Genomic DNA, 25,404 nt, shown 5'->3' with positions numbered 1-25,404 from the left:
TTCGTTCCATTGATCACCATTGAAATAGCAGCTTCTACCTTGAGGAATTTAGATCCTCGTTCCAATGAGTGTCATTCCGTATAGATGTACTGCTCTGATCAAGCATTAGATCATGGGACAAAATTAGTTCCGAGTTAAATCCATTTCTTTCATATTTAGTCGTAGTTTCCGCTATTTCCCAGTCTGTTTCTGCCACAGACGGTTGAAACGCGTGACAATAGATGACACATACATATTCCCCTTACAATCAAAATCACTGAGGCTTGAGTCTATTTTTTACGCTCTTCTGAATTCTATATGGGGTCCATGGAATGTTTCAAAGGCTATGTAGAAAGTAGCGTCAGAAATAGCATGCTTACGGCAGAGTTCCCGGGCAGAAACCCCGGCTTCAGCCTCGCGGAGAATACTGATGATCTGTTCGTCGGAAAAACGCTTCTTCATGGGGATGTCCTCATGTGGCTTATGAAGACATTACTAACATTGGTGTGTACTAATCAACGGGGAGCAGGTCAATGTTTGTAACTTCATATCACTTCTGCAAACTCCTTCTTCTTCAGCCGATTATGCTGCTTTCTCGTGGGCGCTGCTGCAAAATTCCATTGCATATGCAAGGATTATGCACATCATAATTATTTGCATCGCAGCAAAGATAATGCACCAATGTTCTCTATGTAATAATTCTCTGAAGCTGATACTTAGGAAATGACAAAAATAGATCAAAAAAACCATTCCCTAGTTTCAATTCCATCCTTTATAATCATAATAAATGATATGTTATGTTAAAAAATTAATAAACAAATACAAGCTAAGAATAGTTATGGGTTAACATCACCTTGGTTTTAATCTTCCTATAAAGGGGAAATAATCACTTTGTCTTTTCAATGGTAAGTTTTGTAAAATATTGATTGGTAAATGATGAGCTATAGTACGAAAATGAATTATGAACTTTCGGTTCCTTTGTTTGGAGGGACCAGGGGGCGAGTGAATAAAGGAATCGATATATTCAGAAAATACTCACCAGAATTGGGTGGAAGTGCAAATCAAGCCGCTATTCATGCACATGGTTCCGTGCCGGTAAACAATATACATGTTGCACTGGATAAACAAACAAGCATTCAATATCTGGCGGAGCCGGGCATGCAGCATCTTGAGGCTGTTGGCGCAGGTGGTTTTGAGTATTCATTGAGGCCAAATTTCATGCATAACAAAAACTTAGCCAGCCCTTGTGGAGTACACGTAACAAATTATCATCTAAAATCGCTATACTATCGAGATGAAATGGTTCCACTTTGGAAGAAAGCAAAAATTGCTATCGTTGGCGAGACAAACTCAAATAGATTTCTTTGGGATCAAGTTAGCCCTCAATTTAAACGAGGAGTAAATGCAGCGGGAACTCTTCAAGATCTCGATGTTTATTACCAATGTATCGCAAACTTTTCAGGAAAAGATATTTATGTGGTAATGAAAGATACTGATTTTTCGACGCTTTATGAATTTATGAAAGAAAGATGCTACTCTATTATTTATGCTGTGCATTGTCGAGGAAACGTAGACCCGCGTGCCACTGGAGCCCGCCTAATGGTTGATAATGTGAATATTCATACGCCGTGGAGATAGTCTCGTAATTTGATTTTTAAGAGGTTGTGGTTAAGAGTTAAACTAATTATGTTTTAAACCCTAAGTTACTGGTCTTCAAAACTACTCACATAGTTTTTAATGAATTGTGTAAATTGTTATGATTAAAGTTCTATGAATGCACCTGTAAATAGTAGTAAAGTTAGTTTTATTCTTGCATTATTAAGATTTTGTCTTATATTGATTTTTATCTATTGGGTTGTCATTAATCTGCATGATTTTTGTTAATGAAAAACTTTAAGGATCTCAAGATAAACATATAAATATTTTTTTATATTTTTTCTGCCTTTATTCAATGCCCTGTTTTTTATTCTCAATATAATAATAAAAAGAAAAGCCAACATTAAGTTCATTTATTCTTTTTTAAGAGGGCCGATTTTAACTGCTCATTGAATAACAACAGGAATGTAAATTGGTCCGGGGTGAGATTCCTTTCCTTGGATCTTGAGAAGGGAACCCTATTATTTATAACTCATCCATATACATCTATATTTGATTTGATTAATCCACCAAGTGTCTGTGCGATGGGATTTTTTATGAATGACATCAAATCGGTAGATGTTAAAGGAAATACATTAACAATTAGTATTTATAATTATGATATTTTTTCATTATCACTTAAAATACCTAATACTGATCATCTCAATGAGAAAATTAATGCCATGCTTATTGGTAAAAGTAATTTTATCAAATTAAATCAGCATGCTAAATTAATCATCCCTAGCTACGTCGAGCACATGGCGAAACGCATCGCTAAAGATCGAGGGCTAAATTTAATTTCCACACTCCATTAAGTAACGCTTAAATATAATTTTAAATGGTGAATTATGTTAAATGAATATAGACTGCTCGTAGAAGACTATGTTAAAACATCATTGTTTCGAGTGGACAGTAGACCCCCAGAGATTGTTTTATCACTTGGGTTCGGTTCATCCAGCGACTTTACTGCTGTAAAGAACATGATACCTGAGCACCATCCTAGTCTTATCGCCTCTGAAAAATTGATCGGAGCTCTAAGATATAGAATGTTGATGCCTCTTTCTTATGTTTATGAAATAAATGGTCCTTTTATTAAGGGGGTGTCGTTAAAGGATAATTTTCTTCGTTACAAAAAAAACAGTCAGATTTTTTAAACGTTAATCTCCATGAATTGGACAACAAGATTGATTTTTCTGATTATGTTAATGGGGCAAATTATCTCAGCGAAGTACATCTATATTTGTCGGGAATTACTCCTAATGATATTAGTCTTGTTGAAACTGGTGAAATACTAAGGGTTACACCACTTAATACTGGTCACTGGCGCTATTTTATATAATTACCTCCTTTTATCAATTTTCAATAAACTCAAAGAATTCCATTGCCCTCGATGAATTATGAATATTTACACTATTTTAAAATAATTGTTTCAATAATTGGCACTAAGTTACTGTTTTCTCTATCACCTGTAATATAGACTTTAACGTCTGCTTGCTGGTAAATATAATGTAGCAAGCTTATCAAGCCGCAGCGCCAGTTCGACAAGCTACGCAATGGAATTATGAGTACCGGCTCAGCTTTTCCATTTAAACATGAATAATTCCATGCGGAAATAATTTTGCATCCTGATGCTCTTACTTAATAGCAGATTTTACATAACTTCTACTTGGTTGTTAGTTTAATAGAAATATTTAAAGATTGCTGGAATAAATTTCATACCCCAGCAATTTTTTTGACTTTTTACAGACTTCGACAAAATAATGCATGAACCTGGTCATATCTTCTAAGCTTGGCTAACTCCAAAAAAATATCACTTAACCTGATACCATCCATTTTTTCCACCATAATTACATCGAAATTGATCCTTTCATTATAATCAACAGCATCCTTAAGCATTGACAAACTTAACTCTGCGCTTGCTCTTCCGCCTCCGGATAAGGAAAAACTTGGTGGGTATATGAATTGATCCCTAACTCTTCGCCCAACAGGGATAATTTCAATTAAATTTGGTAGTGCTTCTAATCCGCATACCACATAGCCAGCATTCAATTCAATAACATTTCCTTCATGGCAATAATAATATAAGGCTAAGGGGGTGTCGAAGAATGTACATAAATTCAATGGTTCAGGGCTTGATCTCAGTGCTCTTTCTAAACTTGTGTTAGACGAATGCCCAACAATATATATCTTTCGATTTTCAGTCCCTCGTCTAATGATTGTGCATTCTTTGTTTTTTTCTGTAAAGATCATCGTTGTTCCTTTTTCACTCATCTTTAGAGTAAAGAGTGTTTTTATGGCAAGAATATGTTTATTTTGTTGGTTTGTTACTTTCGATGTTGAAATTAACCGTTCGTTAAGTTTTGTGTTTTTATGCTATAATATTGCATTTCAGTTTACTTAGTGATGCATTATATATGCTTGATGTTACCGCACGCGCTTTCTCCTTTTATTTGTGCGTTTGTGATTTATTCATTTGTAGACCTATACCATTCAAACATGCTCTATGTAAAAAATCGTCAATTTACTGAAGTTGTTATTTTTAACTAACTAAAAGTGCTTAGCTTTTTCACTCAGCTTGCAGTCTGAGTGAATTCCTTTGCCAAGTTGTTAATTTTTTGCTCAATCAGTACATCTAGTGCTTTTACACTTTCTCCTTTTTCACTCTTTTTTTTACGCATCCACAATAAAACGCTTACTGGAGTTTCCATTTTTTGCATCGCTTGCTTCATCTCATACACTTCCGTTTTTAATTCAGAAATAGTGATGTGATTTCGTTGCTTTTTTTCTGATTCCAGTAAGCGCTGCTCTAGGGTACTCAACCGCTGTTGAATCTCCAGCCATCCACCAGCATGATTAGAGATAACCTGATTTTTTAGCAAACCAGAGCGCCAATTTGCGGTTGCCAGATTATTAGGATGTGTTGTTTCAATATGTGCAGCTAATTTAATGACCTTCAATAAAAGCTGGCTGACAGGTTGATCCATCAGCGCTTGCAACTGAATATCTATTTCCGCAATCTGATGTTCTGTCAGCTTCTCAGTTTGCAGCATAGCGCGCTCAAAATTTGTTTCAGCTTTATGCAATGCATTCAGTGCCGATATGGCAGCGGGTTCCTCATTCAAACGTGCATATAACCACACAATACTTGCAGCGAAGCTTAGCACAACTGTTGCTGCAAAAGCTCCGATCGCCAGCCAGCGCCATATTTTCTCGTCCTTAACCAATATCGGTGCAGGCGCGGTTTCTTCCTGTGGCGGTGTTGATGCAGAATCGATGGCTGGCGATGCTTTACACACCAGCTGCATCTGTTGTTCATGATCAACATTCAGTACGATGTTGTGCGAAGTGCGAGCGCGCACTTGGAGGAAATAGCAAAGATTACTCAGCGTATCGGCATCACGCACGTTTAGCTTTTTCGCTTTACGGCTGATGATATCCAGCGCCGACTCCGCGCGAGACATCGATTGCCCATCTTCTGTGGATTGACTTTGGGTATACATTGGCGTCAGGGCATTGGCGATAAACCATGTCAGCATGCTGCGCGGCAACTCAATATCCCCCACGTCTTGTCCATGGCGCTCGCCAAAGCTTAGTGCAGAAGCAAACAACTCCAGCGATTTTGCTGCCCCGGACCAGCCCGCTAAGCGCAGCTGAATCAGGCAAAACCATGCACCGGTGGTTAGATCGTAGCCCTGCTGCAGAAACACGCGCTGGCACAAACGATCCAGTTCCGCCCAATTCATTGTTGTATGGGGTGAACGTGTCAGCTTCGCCATCTCACTACTGAGCAATAAAAAAGCTTTGCTGTGTTTGGGAACAACTGGATTAAATTTCACTTCGCTCAGTGAAGATGGCGACGTACTCATCCGGCCTCCCGTGCTTGTTTCATCGACAGGGCAATTTCACCTTTACGCACGGTGAGCATTAAGGTCTGGCTTGTGACTTCACCTAACAGCGCATCGGCAAGTATCGGCATCACCAAACGATTGATAACCGCATCAATATCACGCGCGCCACTTTGCGCCACCTGACAATGCCTTACGATTAGAGAGACCACTTTTGACTGGTATTTCAGTGCATTATCAGTACGGGTGGCGGAAATACGCTTAGCCAGTTTGTCCAGCTTTAAGCCGACGATTTGCTCCAGACTTTCCTGGCTCAACGGCAAATACGGAATCAACTGAATACGCCCCATCAGTGCCGGACGGAAAAAGTCATCAAAGTCCGGACGAATCACCTTACATAACTCATCAATGGTGATATCGGCCTGTGCTGCAGCAGCTACAAGCTTGTCTGATGCAAGGTTACTGGTCAGAATAATCAGCGTGTTACGGAAGTTGATATGCTGGCCTTCAGCATCTTCCATCCAGCCTTTGTCAAATACCTGATAGAAGAGTTCCATTACATCGGGATGTGCTTTTTCTACTTCATCCAGCAACACCACGCTATACGGATTACGGCGTACCGCTTCGGTCAATACGCCACCATTGCCGTAACCGACGTAGCCCGGCGGCGATCCTTTGAGTCCCGATACCGAGTGCGCTTCCTGATACTCAGACATATTGATGGTGATTAGCCCACGCTCGCCGCCATATTTCAGTTCTGCCAGCGCCAATGCCGTTTCGGTTTTACCCACACCTGAAGGTCCTGCCAGCATAAAGACGCCGGTTGGTTTTTCCGGATCGTTAATGCCGGCCTGAGCGATTTGCACCTGCTGAGCAATCTCAGATATGGCGTCCGCTTGACCGGTGACACGCTGCTGTAAACGATTGATTATGTCGCTTGCGCGCTGAGCGGTCTTTTCCAGCATACGACCTAGGGGAATACCGGTCCAACCGGCAACCACATCGGCCACACACACATCGTCGACGCTATCAAAAACCATCGCATGCTGTTGATGCAGCGCGTTGAGTTCATTGCGTAATGTCATGCGCTCAGTCAGGTCTTCACACTGACGAATTTGCTCAACCAGATTTTGTTGCTGCTGCCAGCAAGGTTCCAGTTCATTTAGGCTGGCAACTAATCCCGCCTCACGCTGGGTCAACCACGCTAAACGCGTTCCATGTCCACCCTCTTTTAACAGACAGTCACGCTCACTACGAACGTTGCCCAGTAGTGCACGCAAATCCTCAATCTCTCTCGGCGGATGACAAAGCGAGACGGCAACACGCGCGCAGGAGGTATCCAGCAATGACACTGATTTATCCGGCAACTGCCGACCTGCGATATAGCGCGAGGAGAGTTGTACGGCGGCATTCAAAGCACTTTCCTGAATGGTGACGTTATGGTGTTTCGCCATCATTGGTGCCATGGCACGTAGCATTGCCGTGGCGGTTTCAGCATCAGGCTCAGCGACTTTCACCACCTGGAAGCGGCGGGCAAGCGCAGCATCCTTTTCGAAATACATTTTGTATTCTGACCAGGTAGTTGCGGCGATCACCCGCAACTCACCTCGTGCTAACGCTGGCTTCAGCAGGTTAGCCGCATCATTCTGTCCAGCCGTACCGCCGGCACCAATTAGCGTATGCGCCTCATCGATGAACAAAATGATCGGTTGTGGGTAGGTTTTGATGGCTTTCAATAAACTTTGCAGGCGATTTTCAAATTCCCCTTTCACGCTGGCACCGGCCTGCAACAAGCCCATATCAAGCGTGAAAATCTCTATATTTTTCAGTACCTCCGGAACGCTGCCGTTCACAATGCGTTGCGCCAGACCTTCCGCCAGTGCGGTTTTACCCACGCCCGCTTCACCGGTCAGCACCGGATTGTTTTGGCGACGACGCAGAAGCACGTCAATCATCTGACGAATCTCGCCTTCGCGACCCAGTACCGGATCGAGCTTGCCGTTACGCGCCAGTTCGGTCAGGTTATGAGTGAACTTGGCTAAGGCTCCGTTTTCATCGTTACGGGTGGTGCGCGGCGATTTGTCGATGCTGAGTTTAATAATGGCGGCATTTTTCAGGCAGTTTTCAGCCGTTTCAGCATCACACTCCAACGCGTGTTGAACCGCATCCTTGGTGAGTTGCTTACGACCTTGCTGATCGCTGATGACGGTTGCCAACAACGCTTCACGGGTGATGGCAGCGTTTTGCCACTCGACGCTGGCATGGATCCACGCGGTTTCAATAAAGCTAATCAGCGACGCCGACAGCACCGGCCCGCGAGTATTGCCACTGCGGAACAGATCAAGTGTTTGCTGTAACGCGGCTAACAGTTGGTCGCCTTGCAGGCCTGCTTCGAGGCACAAATTCTGTACCAGCTCAGGGTTGTCGGAGACTAAAGCCAATAGCAGATGTTCTACATCCACTTCGTGATGGGTACGGGCCACTGCAAAAGCGATGGCGTTATCCAGCGATTTACGGGCGTCAGGTGCCAGCAACTGGACAATGTTTTTAAGATAGCTGCTCATTATTATTCCTTAATTTACACACATGGCGACAGAGGTAGGCAGAGAGGTTAACTTTCCCTGAAAGTACGCAGGCTGCTGCAAGGCAAACTGCTCGGACTGCAAGCCATCACGCTCTTCCTGCAACAGGGCAATTTCATCGGTGAGGTTTTGCCATTGATGCCAGCTGGCTAATACCTTTTCCGCACCGCTTAACTGGAAACGCACCAACACCTTATCGACGGCGACATCACGCAACGCCTGAATATGGTCGGACGAAAACTCATCGAGACTGAACAGACGTTCGCCTTCGGTGAAATCACTGATGAAATCACTCCATGCGCTGTCATCTTCGTAACGATATTTCAGTTCCGCGCCGGGGAAGCTCACGGTTAACGTGACGGCGTTACACTGACCTGGTGATGCGCTGAACAGCGCTTTTTCCAGTAGATTGCTGCTTTCCAAATACGGAGATTGGCGCGCGCAATGTAGATCGAGACGCGTGCCAATCGGCATCAAGCGCGCCCCACCGGGCACCGTAGCGGGCAAACTGGCGACTTCAAGGCGAGTGATCTGTTTTTCCAGCCTGGAGCGCTGCGCTTCCTGTTGCGTGATAGAGGCTTCTACGCGGCTGATGTCATCATGAATGCGGGTGATATCACGTTGCGGCAGCAACAGCAGATCCTCTGGCGCCACCACGTGGTTGACGACCTCGAGGAATTCGGGGCTAAGCGGCATGCTGTGCCCTTGATAACTCAGAGGCTGCAAACCCGCAGGAGTTGAGTGCAGCACGTGCACTGCGCTGTTTTTGAAAAAGTCAGAAATGTAGCGCCAGGCTCTATCCTGCTGGTTTTGTGTATCGCGATTCGCCGCCTGGTTAGCCAAAGGCTGTAACACCTTGGTGTGCCAGTTATCTTCCAGCCAGCACGCTGAGCTGGCCATCGCATGCGCCGTCAGCATATTAATCTGGCTTTCTAACAGTGACCAAACCGCGCCGTGACCGGGAATATTGCCGGATAACTCAAACTGCTTACGCAACTGCGCCCAGCTTAAATGCAGCGATGAAAGCGGCGTCGCCTGGCTGGTTTTATCTTTAGCCAGCAATCCTTCAGTCAAGGCCGGCGATACACCTTTATCCATTACTGCCTGATTAACTGCCTGAGCCATGGAATCACGCCATTGCTGCCAGCTCGCGCGATCCGTTTGAGTCACTTTGCCAGACCATTCGCTGGCAAACAGCTGATGTCGCAGGCTGCCGCGCAGATCGCGCTCTTTTTTAGCAGCAGTTCGCAGCAAAGGGAATGGACCTGTTACTGCTTCAAGCGACTGCACGCGACGCAACTCCGCCAGCCAGGGTTGGGTTTGTGCATGGTTAATATCAGCCAGCTCGGCTATGGCACGGCGCATAAACAGGCTGTTAGGATCTTCGCCCTTCAGCAGCGCTAACAGCTGCGTAGTGTTGGCTTTCTGACCGGGAAGTAGTGCATTTTCGCGCGCCATCTCCATCATAAACGCCATCCAGGCTTGCTGTTTCAGCTGCGGCCATTGCTGCCAGAATGCAGTGATAGCGGGTAGCGTTTCGTTTTTTCCGCTGGCTTGCTGGATCAACATGACATGTTGATTTAGCACTGACTCGCCTTCGCGCAGCCAAATGCCGGATAGTTGTGCGTTGCTGTTCGCCTCGCGCCAGAACTGAGTTAACGGCAATCCTCGGATATCGCTGTTATCCGCCACCAGCCAGTTAAACTGCTCGTCACTGCTCACCCACTCAAGCAAGGTGCTTTGCATCAGCTTAATGCCTGAATCAATCTTGCCAAAACGCAGAATGGCTTGGGTCAGCGCTCGTTTTTCCATGTCACCATGCTGCGCGTCAGCGGGTAGCAAGCTCAGCTGAGCGGGCGGTTCCGGATAGTGGATCAGTGCCTGTAGTGACTCGCCATCCAGCATCGCTTGACGGGTCTTAATGGTTTGGGCTAATTGCAAAATCATCAAGCGCTTTTGTGGCGCAGCAACTCGATAGAATTCATGTCGCCAAAGACTAATTTGCTGATTGATATCATTGACATGATGCTGATTACTATTAACTAACGCGCGCTCAAGTTCTTCATGGCGATTCTGCAGAATGAGATAAAAAGGCAGATAACGTATCGGCTGGGTTTTCCATTTTTCATTGTGCTCCAGGCGCTGGACGAGCGAGGCGATATCGCCGCCATCAGCAGGCACCATTAAGGTGCGGGTTTGCCAGGCGCTGCCTAACAGCAAAGCGGTAACCAAAGCGGTCAGGGCTGGATTCCGACACTGCTGACACCAGCGCTGACGGGGATTTAGTGCTTCCAGCGGTTGGCGCTGGCAGCTCACTGGCAGAGCATGCGTTAACAGCTGTTGTACAAACATGCCGTCGCGCTCGGTGTGTTGTTGTGATGACTCGACGCTGGCCGTTAGCCAAATACCCGTGAGCTGAGTACCGGCAAACCAGGCATCGGTTTCACATAATTCAGTAACATATTGATGCAGCGACTTTTGCAACGCAGCGATGTTGTTGTTCAGCGCCAGTATCTCACCGGCCTGTGCATCCGGTAGCGCACCATTCAACATGCTCATACGGCTCAATGCGAGCCCGTTGCTTAACACCTCGAATAACGGATCAAGCAGCTGTGGGTCCTGACGATCCACCACCGGCGCCGTTTGCCATGCATGACCCAACGCCTGCTGGCGCTGCTCTGCAGACAACTGGTTAGCCCATAGCGTAAAGCCAGCCAGTCGATCGCACTCAGTGAGCACAATACTAACAGGCAATTTACGGCGATATGTCTTCGCCATCGGTTCCAGCAAGCCACGCACTCTACGCGCCTGCTGATGCAACGCTAACGGGTTATTTTCCAGCAGATCATGGCAAGAGATGCACACCACTACGCCAGTTGGCGCGTTAAGGCGACCACACCACTGTGCCAGTTTTTTCCATGCGGCCTGTACGCCCGGCTTTTCCACCAGGAAATCGCTGGCGGTATCCATAAAGCTGACGTTTTTGAAAAACCACCAGCGCAGCGTGCGCGTAGGAACACCCGCTTCGATGTCCATTTTATGCGACATCAACGGTAATTTTGCGCTCGCCAATAAAGTGGTTTTACCACAACGCTCCCCGGTTAAAATAAACCACGACATCGCCTCACGCTTTTTGCCGAGACGTTTAATCATTTCAGCGCCACGGCGCCAGTGCTCATAGATAACCTGCTCAGCACGCGTATTTTTTAATGGCGACCAAATGCGGCTCAGATAACGTTTTTGCCACAATGCGGCGATACCGGTCCAAACCAGACGCATGAAGAATAGAATAACAATCAGCGACAGCCATAAAAATATAGCCAGCCACAGGCTTTCGTCGAACCATATTGTTATGACAACAGAGACTGAAAGCAATATGCAAAGCAGTAGCGCCCACCCTGCTATACAGAGTAATTTTTTAAACATAGTCAACTCAGTAAAAGATAAGCAGTGCGGACAGCACCAGGTAATTAACTGCCACGCCGATTACCATAGCATGGTTATCTCGCATCCATCCTCGAATTACTCCATGTTGCACGTGCAGTCTGGAATGGTTCATTGGAGTAATGAATAGTTGATTAGGCCAATTTTCCCAGCCGTCAGGCAGTGATTGACGCTCGTCTTTAATTCGCTTAATCAGTTCATGGCTATCCTGCAGATGATATTTACCGTGAAAACCCATTAATAGGCAGTGAAGATATACGCGACGCAAAGCGGTATTTTCTTCTGGGATATTATCCAGCCGCGTGAAAAAGGCTTCCCCCCCAATGACGGTATTAAAGAAATGCGTCTGAAGTAGTGCGGTACGCCACTGCGGTTTAAAAGGCAGCGTCGAACGCAACACCATTTCATCAAACCATACCGCCATTGCGAACGTAGCATCCTCAATATCGGCAGGTGCTGCAGCGATCAACTGACAAGCCTGTTCAGCATCAGCAAAGCGTTGCAGAATCTGCTGACGGAAATCCTCAAAGCTCAGGCTTTCACTCTGCAAGGCGGCTATTCCGCAGGCGAAATGTACCACCGGAAAGTAACATTCAAGTAAACGCATTAGGTTGCCACCCTATAAAGCAATTGAACTTGCAGATCGTCTGGCGCTTGCGTCCAGACATAGCCCACATGTTGATCGCGTTCAATGTGGTGCCAGAGTTCGCTGTGACGATCAATCAGCAAGTAACGGGTATCAGCACGGTTTGGGACACCGCGCGGCGGCTGCTGGCACAGCTGCAGCGGTACGCCCGGCAGCGCATGCTGAATAATCACTTTCATAGTGTTACGCGACGCCAGTTTCATGTTTTGTACGCTGTCGGTCAGCTTGTCGCCACGACTCCAATGTGAGGAACGAATCATCAGATAGATAGCTTCAGACTGAGCTGAAGGCTGGCGATCGAAACGCGCGCAGTAAACTTCATGCTCATCTCGCTGTAAGGTCAGATAGGTGTTTTCTTCGAGTACCAATCCATTTAATAACGCCATTAACACACGATGCGCGCTGTCAAAACAGGCCGCCAGATTTTCATGGTCATAAGGCAATAACGCATAATCGCCATGGCTCCATTCGCCATTAAAATTACAATCATCATTAAATGAGGAAAGCTCACCAATTAATTGGCTCAGCTGTGCGTAAACCATCCATGGATGCAAAATTGGCGTGTTGCGATAGTGGGTTAGCAACGGCAGAGCACGATTCAGTGAACGCATCGCCAGCAGTTGAATGACCGACTCAGACTGTTGTTCGTTATTCACAAGGCGCTCTGATCGTTTGTACTCTTCCAGCATGCGCGCACGGTTACTCAACTCGTAATAGAGTCGATCAATGCGTTGGCGCAGCGCAGCGGATCCATTCAGCGTAATAGATGCCGGTGTGAAATCCTGATCCACCACGACACATTGCCCATCGAAACGGAAGCGGGCCATTGGGAAACAGAGATAATCCACCGCCTCTTCGCGCTCTTCATCCCACATCACGCGCAGGTTGTAGCTCAGGTGTGGTACCGAGGTTTCCGGCCCCTGATGATAAACATCCCTCATCACATGCTCATCGCGGCAGTTCACCCAGCGCGTAATGGCTGAGTCGTCGTCCTGCGGCATGCTTACGTTTTGGCGTTGCGGATCAAACTTTCGCAGCGCCAGCCACAGAGTGAAAGGCTTATCGCGTTGCTTCCATGCTTGTCTGAAATTGCGTTTTTCAATCTGACAATTACCTGGATATTCCAGATAAAGGCCATCGGACATCAAAATTCTTAGCTGTTGTATTTCGGCAGTAAAATCAATCAGCGCATCATTATTAAGTTGATAATCAACCACACCGTAATTCCATGGCTGCGCCAGCGTATAATGGCGACTGTGCAGCCATTGCTGATGTAAGTCGGCTGACTGAAAATGCTGTGGCTGTAAATAGAGCCCAGAATACCAATAGATTGCTTGTTGTTCCGGTAGCATATTAATTAACCCCCTGCTGTTTCGGAATCGTTTTATGGCGATTTTCAGCACCTTCAATCCGGGTAATAGTATCTTTCCCTAAGGTTAACGAAACAGTTAATGGCGTAAGTGTTGCCTGCCATTCGCTGCTCCACCAATTTGTCTTACTCGCCTTAACGGGAATATCAAAGCGGGTAATATGCCTATCATCAGGGAAAGGATAATAACCTGCTATCACGGCGACCTGCCTGATATTCATTGCACGATCAATATGCAATGTGTGCTGCTGACCCGGCATCAGGTTATAACGATCGCTCTTCAGTCGATTATCGCTGCTGGTTGCACCATTAAATAACGCACGTATTTCTGATGGGTTATTTAATACGTTTTCCAGCTGCGTTTTGTTTTCGGCCTGAATAACAAACAGCGTCACGCTGTTTGGGATCTCTTTATACGCATTCAGCAACGGCTCAGCCGTGAGCTGAATGTTAATAGCCCCCTCAGCAAATACGGGTTTTACTGCTTCGAGCGCTTGTTGGCGCTGATCAGTGCTATTACTGCAACCCATCAGCAAGAAAAGTATCAGGGCGAGAGTGATAAGACTCATTCTGCTCATCGTTTTGGCCCAAGCAAGACAAAGTTGATCTCCTGCAGACTACGTTCGTCGCCTACCATCTCCTCCAGCCAGTCCGCCAACGGCATATTGGCCCAGCGCGCTGCACGTTCCATTAACATCGGCACCGGGCTTGACGGTTCAGTTTGACGAAAATAGTGTGCAATCGTCAGCATCTGGGTAATCGCCAAATCGCGCGACATCACCTTCTTTTCATCACTGTGCTTTTGCGTGTGGTTTACCGCCCCAAAATCCAACACGTTCAGCGTCATCAGCTCTTCCTGCTGCGCATCATTGTCGATTTGTTGGCTAATGCGAGTAAGTAAATCCTGCAGATCGGACAGCAGTTCAGCGCTCTGGTAAAACAGCGATCCTTTAGCTTCTGGGTTGAGCGCGGCGTAGTCCTGTTCCAGCTGAGTGATCAGATGCTGGCACTGATCAACGTCCGCCATCACCGCCGCAATCTGGTCATAATTCAACTGGCTCGCCCAGCGCATAAATGCCGCCATGCTGAAGTCTTCTGCATGTTCCTCATCACTGGGTTTACCGCTCTGATGCTCGAAACTCAGTACACTTTGCCACCACACCAGGCTGCTCTGTACATCACCGAGCACTGGTTTCATCAACAGAATTTGTGCCAGGTCACGGTCAAGGCGAGAGATCATACCGTGGCGATAACCTGCTCCCTCTTCTTCCAGCAAAGGCCAGCTTTGCTGCCACATTTCACGCACCAGGCCGCCTAACAGATCGAGACCGGCGCGTAATCCGGCGATTTGATTGATCTGTGTCCAGGCTTCCACCAGCCAGCAGGCAATCTGAAAATCTTTGCTGTGCTTTACCAATACCTCTTCACTGAGGCGGGCAACCAACACCCAATCTGCTTTGCGTGGTGCGCTGGACCACTCATCCGCCGGCATAAAGTCAGGATCGCTGATGCGGGCCTGGCGAATGCGTTCACAGATCGGTTCATATTCAATATTGCTGCCTGCTGGCGCTTCGGGGCTGATCGGCTGGAGTAACGCGGCAAGGTCATAACTTTTTTTTGTACTCATTGTTTCACTATCCAATTAACACTTTAGGGCAACCGGCGACGATACTGCCGCCATGCGCGCAGAGATCGCCCATACGCGCAGCCGGTTTTCCGCCAATTAATACTTTGGTGCTGCCTTTTGCGATGGTGTCCGGTGGTCCACTGCACACCGCCATATCTCCCACTGTGGCGGCTGGCATTCCGCCAATCAGCACTTTTGCGATGCCTGGACCGCTGATCGGTCCACCGACATGCGGGACAGGTACCGGTCCAGGAATCATCATCGGACAGACGTGCATATCGCCTACTCTTGCGGCGGGCTGGCTCATAGTTGTTCTCCGTTATCCAATCTTGATCAGGCCGCCATCGAGTGTCAGCATGCCACTGCCTTTCACTTCTACTTGCGCGCCTTCAACCTTAACCGCCGCCAGGCCTTTCAGCTCAATCTGCGTACCTTTAATGGTGATACCTGAGGTGGTGATGGCGATCTCATTGCCGCCGACTTTAAAGGTGATCGACTCCGTGGATTCAATCACGCAGGCTTTGTCCGCCTTCAACTGGCTTCCACCGCCTGAAATAGTGTTTTTTTGATCGCCACCGTCCAGCTTGACGGTCTGATTGCCTTTGATGCTGAGATCGAAATCACCGTCTTTTAGAAAAATGCGACTCGCCCCTTTTTTCAGGGTTTGTATCCAGTCACCATCCTCAAGCATCAACTCGCTATTGCCCTTTTTCAGGGTCAGCTTATCGTGGCCTTCAGTTATCTCACTGGTGCGGTTTTTGCCAATCGTGACGCTGACGTCGTTATCTACAGTGGTGGTGGCATCATTAAGCACGGTAAGCAGCAGATCTTTTTGCGCATCGATGATCAGCTTCTCTTCATCTTTTTTGTCATCGAAGATAATGCGATGCCCTTCCGTGATTTCGCCCTCTAAGGTGCTACGAGAAACAAAACCGCTATGCGTTTTGCCTTCCGGCAGCGAAACGGGTAGTGGATTTTTATCGCTGTAGAGTGACCCGGTTACAACCGGATGATCCGGATGCCCTTGAAGGAAACTGACCAGCACTTCACTGCCGATACGCGGTAAAAACAGTGCGCCAAACTTGCCGCCGGCCCACGCCTGAGCCACACGAATCCAGCAGGAACTGCTGTCGTCGTTTTTGTTTTCCTCATCCCAGTTGAACTGGATTTTGACCCGTCCCTGTTCATCGGTATGAATCTCTTCAGAGTCCGGCCCCACCACGGTTGCGGTTAATATTCCGGCAATCCTCGGCACCGCGGTGACACATTCCGGGCGCTGCGGTTGCTGCAGCGGCCAGCACTCCACGGTGCAGGAATAATGGTTAGCCGATTCCAGATTGTTACTGGCGCTCAGCAACACCTTGCGCACGCCGTACTTATTACTCGCCGACGGGTGGCCGGTTAATGAAAAATGCTCGCCGGCACTCAGCCAGAAGGCATTCATCTCACCCACATAGTGATGGTGCGTCTGTTCAACTCGTTCTTGACGCAGTTCGGCGCTGGCTTTTTGCCGGTCGCTCTCCTTCTCACCGTTGGCATCAAGGTGCGATAAGGAGGCAACCGAACTGTAGCCATGCTCGTTAAGATCTTTGGCCTTGATGGTTGCGAGGCGACGATTGACCGTCCAGCTCAACACACCAAAATTTTGTTGCGTGCCTTTAACCGGATGGAACGGTAAATCTGGCACGCTCGATGCTGGCCACGCGTTGGCGTGATCCGCCATTACCAGTTGATGTGCACTGTCAGAATGCACAAAGAAATAACTAATTCCTGCGGCTTCCAGCAGGCGATGAATGAAATCGAAGTCACTTTCGCGGTACTGGATGTAATATTCCTGCTCTGGATATTCACCGCTCAGGCTGCGCTTTACGTCTGTGATCTCATGCTCTTTCAGCAATGACTCGACCAGGTCTGGCACCGTGATGTTTTGGAACACCCGCAAACCCGATCGCTTACGTGTCGCGACTAAACGTGGTTCAATCAATGCCTCAAAATAACCGGCGCCATCCTGACCATGCTGTTGTTCAAGTTGCGTCACCACACCGTGGATCAGGCGCTGCTCTTTCTCTTCACCAATTCGGCAGGTCACCTCTTTACCCAGCGCATCGCCGGGATCGGCACCGTCGGCGGTTGTAAATCTCGCTAGCCAGCGGAAAGGCGTAGAGAGCTGCTCTTCACCACGAAGGGAAAGCAGGACCCACTTCGATGCGTAATCACTCGTCCAGCCAATGAAACGGCGGCCCTGATTCATCAATACCGACATTCTGTTAACTCCTTTGAAATACGTAACTTGCGTATTGGCTGATTCACATCACTGCCGAGACAGATACCTCGGCCCAGATGATGTTTACCGAGTTCACCGGCATCATTTGCTGAGTTCTCGATTTCCAGCTCAATATCAAAATCCAGGCCTGGACCAAGGTAATCGCGCAGTACCCGGCACAGGCGTGCCAGCACCGCTTTACCGGGGAAAAAGTTGAGTGCCTGCTCCTGGCTCATCGGGCCGACTTGCAAGAGCGCGGTATTTTGATGTTCCCAGCGCACGCTGCCTAACATTGGCGCATTACCCAGCGGCTGTTCACTTTGACCCAATTGGCAACCCCAACCGGCTTCAATGTTTTGCCATTGACGACGAAACGGCACGATGCGCATCGGCGTGGCAAAAGCATGACCCAACAAGGTTTCGAGATTGATCATTGAGCGTACTGCCGGTGCAACCAGTGAGGCATAGCGCCCGTCAGTAAACGATGAGGGTTCATGCAATACGCCGCACAAGCTTTGCGTGGCTTCGCTGAGCGGCAACACATCTCGCTGCTCAGCACGCGCGTAATAGTGATATTTTTCCCAGGCGAGATAGCGCAAGCACTGCAGGCGATGGGTGAACATATCGAGGAATGCTTTACCGGCGCGATCGCCATAGCGGTAATAGCGCTCAACCAGCCATTCGGTATAAACCGCAGGCAATGCGCCGAGTGCGCCGGTTAATCCTTGTGTCCATACTTCCAGTTGCCAGCGACCATCTGCCGTTTTCGATAACTCGCCGACTTCACCTTTGGGTGCATCCAGCGACATGGGTGAAACGAAGCGAATGGCTTCATCCAGCAACTGCTCTTTCTCTTTAGCCTGCTGGCGCCCCAGCGCCGACAATAACAAGCGCACCTGCTGATAAAAGTTAAAACGGTTACCGCAGCGACTCAGATCCATGACAGCCTCCCGGCACGGATCGGCCAGACGCGACGCATGGACTGGTCATTGCCAATTTGCGTAATCAAGCGAGAGAAACTGTTTACCGGCGCATACAGGCCTAAGAAACGGTCCAGAAAACGGCAGAAAAGAAAATATTCGCTTTCGGCTTCCGCTTCGGGCGTAAATGTCAGAATGATCTCCACCCCGCGCGCCAGCGAGTGCGGATCGCCCGACACTAAACGTGTATTGACTGGCAGCACTTCCAGCGAGGTGATCATCTCCACCAAACGCTCCATCGCACGGTTATGGGTGAAGTCATACAGCGACAGCGTCTCTTTTAGAACCTGGCAACCCTGCTTTCCGCTGAGCAGCACATGATTAAGGCTTAGCTGTGAAATCAGCTGCCAGCAGGAAGGTGACTTTCCCGGAGGTGCATGCGGTTCGGTTGGGCGCGTTAGCGCATTAATAGTGATGCCTGCTAACGGGAGATCCACATCAAAATCTCCCGAAGGATCGCCATTTAACATGCGTGATGGCAGTGAGCCGTTATGGCATGTCACCTCAAGCAATGCCACATCACCTTCGGGCAGTAAGCTGTCACCGCGTCGGTCAGCAAAAGCGATTAAACACTGCTGACTTAATCGCCCTTCACCGACGCTTTCACGTTGCAGTTGTTGCCAGAAAAGACCGTTTTGCGCATCAATGCCGGCTTCGTCCAAACCCAGTAAGGCATAGACATTCAGCGATGTAGTTTGGTTATCGCTGGTACGCTGAATTTTAACCCGATCGATTGACCAGATTTCCGCCTTGAGTTTTTCACGCACATCGGCAATCACCGGGTATTCCGCAGTGTGGGCATTGATGTTGATGGGTTCCGCACGGCGTGAGTAAAGATTCACCGCCGGTGTGCAATTCAGACGGAAGAAATCGTGCTTAAGTGCGCCGGCGCGTCCATCCAGCTGGCGCGTCATCGCACAGCGGTTAAACACCATACGGATGCTAAACGGTGTATCAGCGGCCGCGACAAAATTGGCTGGCAGCGGCAAATCAATAAAGTGAAATTTAGGCGTAAACAGTAAATAGTCGTGCAGCAAACTGTGGGTGGCGGCAACCCGTGCATCACGGTTAAACAACGCTTCATCATCGGAAAATCCCACTTCGCCAATGTGGCGCAACGGCAGTTCGGTATGAGACTCACCCTGAATCAATTCAAGCTGTTTCAACTCTGACGCGATCAGCGCATAGAACAAATTCACATTGCTGGCGCTGCCGTGTAAATGCAGGCGCAGGCGATTATCTGCCACGGTAGCGCCGGGCCAGACGGTGAAATGAAGATGCAGACACCAGTAACTCTCTTTACTGTCTAGCGCCAGATCAGCTTGCGTCAAGGTTGCGGGCCATAGCGTGAGCGGATAGAGCGTGGCGAAGCGGCAAACCTGCCCCTCAATCGGCTTTGACATCAAAATCAGTTCGGCGGGCAGACTTTTTTTTGCCGTCATGCCGCTAGCTTTACGATCAGGTGTGAATTGCACGATGCAGGCTGATGGAAAAGTACGTAATAGCTGTGGCGCAAGAGTTTGCATCAACCCTTGCGTCACCTGCTGCATATCATCATCAAGTCGTTGGTGAATTTGTGCCGTTAATAAAGCGAAGGATTCAATCAGTCGCTCAACATGCGGATCCTCAGTGCGGCCTTCTGAAAAGCCAAGACGGCGCGCCACCTTGGGAAAAAGATGGGCGAAAGCCTTGCCATGTTGATGCAAGGTTGTTAATTCTTTCTGATAATAAGAAAGTAATTTCTTCATCATGATTAAATTAAGCCATCTCATTTAAATAGAAGGTACTCATTGCATCATCCCAGATTAAGGAAAAGCTGAGGAGTTGGTCATTCCACTCAGCGTTAACCGTAAACTCCATGCGCGGCAATTGAACATTACTTATAGCAACATCAACGTTAAATAGTCTCGATTCAAAGCTCGCTAGCGCGTGGAAAATACGCTGGCGCAATATTTCCGTGCGCGTATCCGGTTGTGAGACCGAAGCAAACCCCTCTTCCAGGCCATAATTAACTACGGTTTTAGTGATGTCAGGAATATCAGCTACACCGGGAAAGCGTGGACGAGAATCAAAAAGCATCCGGATTTCATCAATAATCCAGTTACTTTTTATTTCCCACTCAGAATTTAGGTCTTCTGGTTGATCATCAGATAATCGCTGTAATAATGAAATCATTTTTTTCACCAGAAAAGAGGATGCAGCACGCTGCATCCTTTAAGCGCAGATTAACGCTAAATTTTTATATGGATAAAGGGAATATGATCCATACTCTTAATATAAGGTTAAACTTATGTCGCAGCCTTATAAACGCAAGTGTTATATGTCACATTTAGGCTTATGTATTGGTCATTATATAAATTGACAAATTCACGTCAGGCCCTTGGATATTCAAATTGGATGTATGTTTATCGACATTATTAATCATTGAAATTCACCGAATAGCGTTACTATATTGTTTCTGGTTTTGCACAGGCATATATGAGTGCATTCATAAAATCTTAATGAAATTGACCTTTTAATATAGCCTAGTCGCTTCCCAACTATTACCTTTTAAAGCAGTTATATAACATAAAAGTCTGTAAAAGTATTTAAACGCCTGTTGATGCCGGAAGCTCTGCGACAAGTCGTAGAGAAAGCGTCAGCCCTTCAAGTTGGAAATGAGGTTTTAAGTATGCTACGGCACGGTAATTACCTGGGGCCCCAGGGACGTCATAGACATCAACCCGCGCTTCCCGCAGTGGTTTTTTGGCCTTAGTGGCTGTTCCTACATCATCAGATGCAGTGACATATTGCCCAATCCACTTTTGCAGATAGACCTGGCACTCATCTTTCGACATAAAGCTGCCAACCTTGTCGCGAACAATAGCTTTCAGGTAATGTGCAAAGCGTGAGGTAGTCATAATGTACTGAAGCTGGCTGGACAAACGTGCATTTGCATTGGCCAGATCAGAGTCGTATTTACGAGGTTTGTTCACTGACTGAACGGCAAAGAACGCGGCGTAATCGGTACCTTTGCAATAGACCAGTGGAATAAAACCAAGATCAGCTAGCTCTTTTTCACGACGGTCTGAGATTGCTACTTCAGTTGGGCACTGCATCACGTTTTCGCCAGTCACAGAATTGTAACTGTGTGCTGGCAATGATTTTACTAAACCGCCCCCTTCCACACCGCGAATGGCTGCACACCAGCCATAATTCTCGAACGCGTCAACCATGCGGCCAGCCAGCTCATAAGCGGCGTTTATCCACAAATAGCTTTCATTTACATCGTTTTCATTATGTGCTTCTTCAAAATTGAAACTATCACAGCTGATGGTTTTCGCACCATATGGCAGACGGCCGACAACGCGTGGCAACGTCAAACCGACATAACGCGAATCATCGGTCATGCGGAAAGATTTCCAGCGAGCATAATCCGAAGTATCAAAAAGCTTGCTAAGGTCACGAGGACGTGGCATTTCGCCGAAGCTGTTCATGGCGAACATGCCGGGATTGGCGGCGCTAAGGAAAGGTGCGTGGGCTGCGGCGGCAACATGGGAAATGTGCTCCAGCAACATAATGTCTTCAGCAGTGTTATCAAATTCAAAATCACCAACAAATGCAGAATATGGCAGACCTCCAAACGTGCCGTACTCGCTCTCATAAATGGCTTTGAAGAGTACGGACTGATCGAAGTCAGAGGCAGACTTAAAGTCCTTGAGGAGTTCATTTTTTGTGCAGTTGAACATGCGAACGTGGGTATTTTCCGTTACGCTGCTCTGCACTAATTTGTGAAGACCACGCCATGAGGATTCAATTTTCTGAAATTCAGGCGCGTGCAGAATATTACTCACCTGTTCAGATAAAAGAAGGTCGATTGCAGCAATACGTTGCTCAATACAGCCAACGAGGTCGCTGGAAATAACCACGGCACCGGTTGCTACTTGTGTCATGAAACTGTCTAGCTGACTTTTAACTTTAGGACGATCACTTTCTTTACGAATGGCATTGGTATTATCAATAATTGCATCAAGATAATCTAGACTGCCTGCTGCTTCAGGTGTTACGGTAATGGCTGAGGAATCACTCATTCCGCATCTCCCTCATTATTTCTGGTATTATAACTTGGCTGTTGATTCAACAATTCAACCAAATGTTCCTTCAAACGGTCATTACTGGCAGTACGATTACGCAAGTCACTCAATTGCTCTCGTAATTCAAGTAATTTCTTCAACGGCTCAACCTGTGCGACAATGTTGTCCGGTGTAAAATCTTCCAGCGATCTAAAGGTCAAATCAACCGTAAGGTTACCTTCCTTATCAGGTAATGCGCTATCAACAAGCAAGTGTATTTTCGGTGACATTCCTGTCATCACTTCATTAAAACTATCTTTATCAACTTTAATAAACTGGCGGTCACGGAGTTGAGAATGATCATTAGTGAATTTTCCAATAACACCTATAACCAAAGGCAGCTCTTTACTTTCTTGAGCACCTCCAGTCTCAACGTCATAACTAATCTGCACGCGGGGGGGGCGCGACTTTGATAATTTATTCTGTGTATTACTCATAAAATGTCACCAATACTAAAATGAAGTTATGCATTATATATCTTCTACTAATAGGTTTATTAGTGATTGTTAGGTAAGCAGGACTAAATGAATAATCTAATCTATCTTCGCATCGATTAGAATTTCATTAAATGCATATGGCACTTGGACATAGATACCTGCTTCCTAATAAAAATCCATCAAGTCAAGGTATCAATCTTTTTTATTTTCGATGTTGCTCCACGACATTTCACTCTCTTTGTTAGTCTTGGCATCTACCGGCACGGATACTTTATAGTTTACAATATCGAAAGCCATCGTCAGCTCTTCTTGTGGGATAGCGTTGTTATTATTGACGGATATGCTTTGTCCGACAAAAAGGCATTTGGTGAAAGTCCAGCGCACTAGTTCTTTATCATCACTGCCAAGTTTGGTCATCACCTTGATAACAACCTCCTCAACTTCACTTGCTTCAGCCACTTTGGTAGTCATGACTGGAGTACGTTCGTCAAGACGCTTTACCATAGGGATGTTGAGGAAATGTGGTGCACCATTATTACTGATTTTTCCACTACTACCATCAATACGTGCTGAGCTATAAACCTGCATGGATGTGTGCTCTAGAGGAATCCACTGTTTAATATCAGTTGGGGGTTTATCTCCGGTAAAACCTTTGATGTGTAGGAAAAGAGTATTAGTAGACATTTATATTCCTTATTTACAGTGCGTTAATTATGTAACAGTTGATGATGAAAAATTTGTAACGGCCGCCAGATAGGAGGTCAAGCATCAAATCTTAATTTTTAGGACTCGAGATAATTAAGCGTGCTGGTTTGTATGTCGATATTATAAAGTGTGGTATGATGATTGTTATCCATTTTATAGATGATGTCAGTAATAATCTATAAATCATAACCTGCCTCATTTAAACATTAAAGGATAATGTAAAGCATTTATGCAAAGTCATTGGCAGAATAGCTGCACAGTTTAGAAAATTAATTTTAAGATTGAATTCATTTTAGCAGCCGGTCGATAAGGATTGCAGCGTAATCAGGACATTGATTATCGGCCAAAAGAAGCAAACCCATTTCCTGATTTAGGAATATCTCATCCTCTAACACAATTTCACTATTCCTTGTTACGTCACGGAAAAAAATGCACTTTTTCCTCAAAAGTTTCGATGGCAGATAACTTTAAACTATTTTAATGATTGTTGACTATAAAATCATAAGCTGATTCAACTCTAATTGTTAATTAACACTGAATTATTAGCCGTCTAAAATCAAAAGGCTAGTGCTAATAGAAACTTTATTCCCCATAAGATTACATCAATAAACCTTAACCAATATAAGACCACTCTCAAAATGGCACCGCCGCAGTCAAATCTTACGAGGTTTAAAAATCATGAATAAATAGATGTAGTTATCAATATTCATCACATATTGGAAAAATTTTATGCTCTGCTTAGCATCTATTGGGCTTCTTAGCTTGTATAAATTTGTGACCATATAGATTTCCTGCTGTACTATTTGCAGGAATTTCTACTTTGTCTAAACGGTATCCTTTAGCTGCCAAGTTGGTAGCAACCACTTGTAACTGTCTGTCATCACCAGAGTAGTACTGAATAAGTCCACCAGGTTTTAGTAACATATCTGCGCCCTGTAACCAGAGCTGAATGTGTAGAGGTCTGAAGGGATGTCTTGGTCCGCGGCTAATGTATTCAAATTCTACAGCATCAAATTTGCCCAAACCAAACACACCTAGTTCACTCCCATTCCAGCCAACAAAATCCATTACTAAATCTGGTGAAGCATTTTCACTAACATCTATTGTGAAATGGTCTTTATGATTACGTCCTAATGAACAGGCCATGTTAGGAATATTTGTTGCGGTTAAAGCGTTTTGAGGCGTCCTCCCACATCCAATAACCAGTACTTTAGCTGACGGCTGCATGCTGTTAAGATAGCATTGCAGTTCATGTCGTTCACTATGACTGAACCTCGATTTTGAATCTAAACTATTTTCCATATTGTTAACTTATTTAGCTTTCTATTTGTAGATGAAATTATATTTCTTGTTATGTGCAATCTTCAAGTTTTACTGCTCAATAATATAAGCATTGGAAAAAGAAAAAACCACACAAAAAATTACCGTTTAGCATAAATTGATCGCGTTAACTCCTTGGTCATTTATTGAGAGTGCTCTTATTGCTCTAATTAATTATAATTTTATTATAAGAGCTTGCCACCTAAATATCATGGGGTAATATATGAGTCGAGCATTTATTATACCAACCGAAAAAACAACTTCAAACTTACCATTTAGTTGACAATAACACGTCCCGAATAGAGGTTTGTCTGCGCGAAACAAGTTGTTTTTTGTTGCATTTATTTTTGGTTAATCTTAAGCCAGTACATGCATCAATTTCGGATCAAGTACAAATTAAAGTGCCATTATATGTAATGATAAGTCAACTTGCTATACTCACTTATAAAACAGTATAAGG

General features: G+C 46.2%; 19 protein-coding genes and 1 pseudogene. 2 read left to right on the top strand and 18 right to left on the bottom strand.

The annotated features are described in order from the left end of the window. Nucleotides 1–327 precede the first annotated feature (327 nt). Nucleotides 328–441, bottom strand: a pseudogene (locus PO881_RS23510) (transposase); the annotation flags it as partial. Nucleotides 442–981: 540 nt separating this feature from the next. Here PO881_RS23510 and PO881_RS23505 point away from each other — a divergent pair. Then, nucleotides 982–1,617, top strand: coding sequence for a hypothetical protein (locus PO881_RS23505; protein ID WP_280173477.1), 636 nt, complete (start codon nucleotides 982–984; stop codon nucleotides 1,615–1,617). A gap of 554 nt (nucleotides 1,618–2,171) precedes the next feature. Then, nucleotides 2,172–2,429 carry a hypothetical protein gene (locus PO881_RS23500; RefSeq protein WP_280173476.1) on the top strand — a complete coding sequence of 86 codons (258 nt, stop codon included), beginning with the start codon at nucleotides 2,172–2,174 and terminating at the stop codon, nucleotides 2,427–2,429. 925 nt (nucleotides 2,430–3,354) lie between these two features. Here the strand turns inward: PO881_RS23500 and PO881_RS23495 are convergent. From PO881_RS23495 to PO881_RS23415, 17 genes are all read right to left on the bottom strand, one after another. Further along, on the bottom strand, nucleotides 3,355–3,864 hold the full coding sequence (locus PO881_RS23495) for a putative adhesin (protein ID WP_280173475.1): 510 nt from the start codon (nucleotides 3,862–3,864) through the stop codon (nucleotides 3,355–3,357). Between the two features lie 320 nt (nucleotides 3,865–4,184). Next, a complete protein-coding gene (locus tag PO881_RS23490) occupies nucleotides 4,185–5,480 on the bottom strand; it encodes a VasL domain-containing protein (protein WP_280173474.1) in 1,296 nt (431 codons plus the stop codon). Beyond that, nucleotides 5,477–8,023 carry a type VI secretion system ATPase TssH gene (gene tssH, locus PO881_RS23485; protein WP_280173473.1) on the bottom strand — a complete coding sequence of 849 codons (2,547 nt, stop codon included), beginning with the start codon at nucleotides 8,021–8,023 and terminating at the stop codon, nucleotides 5,477–5,479. The genes PO881_RS23490 and tssH overlap by 4 nt, the downstream gene beginning before the upstream one ends. 9 nt (nucleotides 8,024–8,032) lie before the next feature. Continuing rightward, nucleotides 8,033–11,320 carry a type VI secretion protein IcmF/TssM N-terminal domain-containing protein gene (locus PO881_RS23480; protein ID WP_280173472.1) on the bottom strand — a complete coding sequence of 1,096 codons (3,288 nt, stop codon included), beginning with the start codon at nucleotides 11,318–11,320 and terminating at the stop codon, nucleotides 8,033–8,035. A gap of 154 nt (nucleotides 11,321–11,474) precedes the next feature. Continuing rightward, the gene (locus PO881_RS23475; RefSeq protein ID WP_280173471.1) at nucleotides 11,475–12,092 is read right to left on the bottom strand and encodes a DotU family type IV/VI secretion system protein; all 618 of its coding nucleotides are present in this window, start codon (nucleotides 12,090–12,092) and stop codon (nucleotides 11,475–11,477) included. After that, nucleotides 12,092–13,483: a type VI secretion system baseplate subunit TssK gene (tssK, locus tag PO881_RS23470; protein WP_280173470.1), complete on the bottom strand. Its 1,392-nt coding sequence runs from the start codon at nucleotides 13,481–13,483 to the stop codon at nucleotides 12,092–12,094. Before tssK ends, PO881_RS23475 begins: the two co-directional genes overlap by 1 nt. Nucleotide 13,484: 1 nt before the next feature. Further along, entirely contained in the window at nucleotides 13,485–14,069 is a 585-nt protein-coding gene (tssJ, locus tag PO881_RS23465; protein ID WP_280173469.1) for a type VI secretion system lipoprotein TssJ, read from the bottom strand. 5 nt (nucleotides 14,070–14,074) lie between these two features. Continuing rightward, on the bottom strand, nucleotides 14,075–15,127 hold the full coding sequence (tssA, locus tag PO881_RS23460) for a type VI secretion system protein TssA (protein WP_280173468.1): 1,053 nt from the start codon (nucleotides 15,125–15,127) through the stop codon (nucleotides 14,075–14,077). A gap of 7 nt (nucleotides 15,128–15,134) precedes the next feature. Continuing rightward, on the bottom strand, nucleotides 15,135–15,434 hold the full coding sequence (locus PO881_RS23455) for a PAAR domain-containing protein (RefSeq protein ID WP_280173467.1): 300 nt from the start codon (nucleotides 15,432–15,434) through the stop codon (nucleotides 15,135–15,137). 12 nt (nucleotides 15,435–15,446) lie between these two features. Further along, nucleotides 15,447–17,390, bottom strand: coding sequence for a type VI secretion system tip protein TssI/VgrG (gene tssI, locus PO881_RS23450; RefSeq protein ID WP_280173466.1), 1,944 nt, complete (start codon nucleotides 17,388–17,390; stop codon nucleotides 15,447–15,449). Beyond that, nucleotides 17,378–18,331: a type VI secretion system baseplate subunit TssG gene (gene tssG / locus PO881_RS23445; protein ID WP_280173465.1), complete on the bottom strand. Its 954-nt coding sequence runs from the start codon at nucleotides 18,329–18,331 to the stop codon at nucleotides 17,378–17,380. The genes tssI and tssG overlap by 13 nt, the downstream gene beginning before the upstream one ends. Beyond that, on the bottom strand, nucleotides 18,322–20,121 hold the full coding sequence (gene tssF, locus PO881_RS23440; RefSeq protein WP_280173464.1) for a type VI secretion system baseplate subunit TssF: 1,800 nt from the start codon (nucleotides 20,119–20,121) through the stop codon (nucleotides 18,322–18,324). The genes tssG and tssF overlap by 10 nt, the downstream gene beginning before the upstream one ends. A 7-nt stretch (nucleotides 20,122–20,128) precedes the next feature. Continuing rightward, nucleotides 20,129–20,545: a hypothetical protein gene (locus PO881_RS23435; protein ID WP_280173463.1), complete on the bottom strand. Its 417-nt coding sequence runs from the start codon at nucleotides 20,543–20,545 to the stop codon at nucleotides 20,129–20,131. 413 nt (nucleotides 20,546–20,958) lie between these two features. Continuing rightward, nucleotides 20,959–22,440 (bottom strand): type VI secretion system contractile sheath large subunit, encoded by a 1,482-nt coding sequence (gene tssC, locus PO881_RS23430; RefSeq protein WP_280173462.1) that lies wholly within the window; start codon nucleotides 22,438–22,440, stop codon nucleotides 20,959–20,961. Beyond that, nucleotides 22,437–22,919, bottom strand: a complete 483-nt coding sequence (tssB, locus tag PO881_RS23425) for a type VI secretion system contractile sheath small subunit (RefSeq protein ID WP_280173461.1) — start codon at nucleotides 22,917–22,919, stop codon at nucleotides 22,437–22,439. The genes tssC and tssB overlap by 4 nt, the downstream gene beginning before the upstream one ends. Before the next feature lie 192 nt (nucleotides 22,920–23,111). Continuing rightward, on the bottom strand, nucleotides 23,112–23,603 hold the full coding sequence (locus PO881_RS23420; protein WP_280173460.1) for a type VI secretion system tube protein Hcp: 492 nt from the start codon (nucleotides 23,601–23,603) through the stop codon (nucleotides 23,112–23,114). A gap of 759 nt (nucleotides 23,604–24,362) precedes the next feature. Then, entirely contained in the window at nucleotides 24,363–24,926 is a 564-nt protein-coding gene (locus tag PO881_RS23415; RefSeq protein ID WP_280173459.1) for a hypothetical protein, read from the bottom strand. Between the last annotated feature and the right edge of the window lie 478 nt (nucleotides 24,927–25,404).

The sequence above is a fragment of the Pantoea sp. SS70 genome, assembly GCF_029866845.1.
Lineage (GTDB): Bacteria > Pseudomonadota > Gammaproteobacteria > Enterobacterales > Enterobacteriaceae > Pantoea > Pantoea leporis.
This window is presented reverse-complemented; position numbering and strand designations above follow the sequence as displayed.

What these genes read in the sequence shown, in the direction of transcription:
- tssA (WP_280173468.1), bottom strand. Translation starts at nt 15,127, where the DNA reads ATGAGTACAAAAAAAAGTTATGACCTTGCCGCGTTACTCCAGCCGATC.
- PO881_RS23435 (WP_280173463.1), bottom strand. Translation starts at nt 20,545, where the DNA reads ATGATTTCATTATTACAGCGATTATCTGATGATCAACCAGAAGACCTA.
- PO881_RS23415 (WP_280173459.1), bottom strand. Translation starts at nt 24,926, where the DNA reads ATGGAAAATAGTTTAGATTCAAAATCGAGGTTCAGTCATAGTGAACGA.
- tssK (WP_280173470.1), bottom strand. Translation starts at nt 13,483, where the DNA reads ATGCTACCGGAACAACAAGCAATCTATTGGTATTCTGGGCTCTATTTA.
- tssI (WP_280173466.1), bottom strand. Translation starts at nt 17,390, where the DNA reads ATGTCGGTATTGATGAATCAGGGCCGCCGTTTCATTGGCTGGACGAGT.
- PO881_RS23495 (WP_280173475.1), bottom strand. Translation starts at nt 3,864, where the DNA reads ATGATCTTTACAGAAAAAAACAAAGAATGCACAATCATTAGACGAGGG.
- tssB (WP_280173461.1), bottom strand. Translation starts at nt 22,919, where the DNA reads ATGAGTAATACACAGAATAAATTATCAAAGTCGCGCCCCCCCCGCGTG.
- PO881_RS23475 (WP_280173471.1), bottom strand. Translation starts at nt 12,092, where the DNA reads ATGCGTTTACTTGAATGTTACTTTCCGGTGGTACATTTCGCCTGCGGA.
- PO881_RS23455 (WP_280173467.1), bottom strand. Translation starts at nt 15,434, where the DNA reads ATGAGCCAGCCCGCCGCAAGAGTAGGCGATATGCACGTCTGTCCGATG.
- tssJ (WP_280173469.1), bottom strand. Translation starts at nt 14,069, where the DNA reads ATGAGTCTTATCACTCTCGCCCTGATACTTTTCTTGCTGATGGGTTGC.
- tssC (WP_280173462.1), bottom strand. Translation starts at nt 22,440, where the DNA reads ATGAGTGATTCCTCAGCCATTACCGTAACACCTGAAGCAGCAGGCAGT.
- PO881_RS23490 (WP_280173474.1), bottom strand. Translation starts at nt 5,480, where the DNA reads ATGAGTACGTCGCCATCTTCACTGAGCGAAGTGAAATTTAATCCAGTT.
- PO881_RS23500 (WP_280173476.1), top strand. Translation starts at nt 2,172, where the DNA reads ATGAATGACATCAAATCGGTAGATGTTAAAGGAAATACATTAACAATT.
- tssH (WP_280173473.1), bottom strand. Translation starts at nt 8,023, where the DNA reads ATGAGCAGCTATCTTAAAAACATTGTCCAGTTGCTGGCACCTGACGCC.
- tssG (WP_280173465.1), bottom strand. Translation starts at nt 18,331, where the DNA reads ATGGATCTGAGTCGCTGCGGTAACCGTTTTAACTTTTATCAGCAGGTG.
- PO881_RS23480 (WP_280173472.1), bottom strand. Translation starts at nt 11,320, where the DNA reads ATGCGTCTGGTTTGGACCGGTATCGCCGCATTGTGGCAAAAACGTTAT.
- PO881_RS23420 (WP_280173460.1), bottom strand. Translation starts at nt 23,603, where the DNA reads ATGTCTACTAATACTCTTTTCCTACACATCAAAGGTTTTACCGGAGAT.
- tssF (WP_280173464.1), bottom strand. Translation starts at nt 20,121, where the DNA reads ATGATGAAGAAATTACTTTCTTATTATCAGAAAGAATTAACAACCTTG.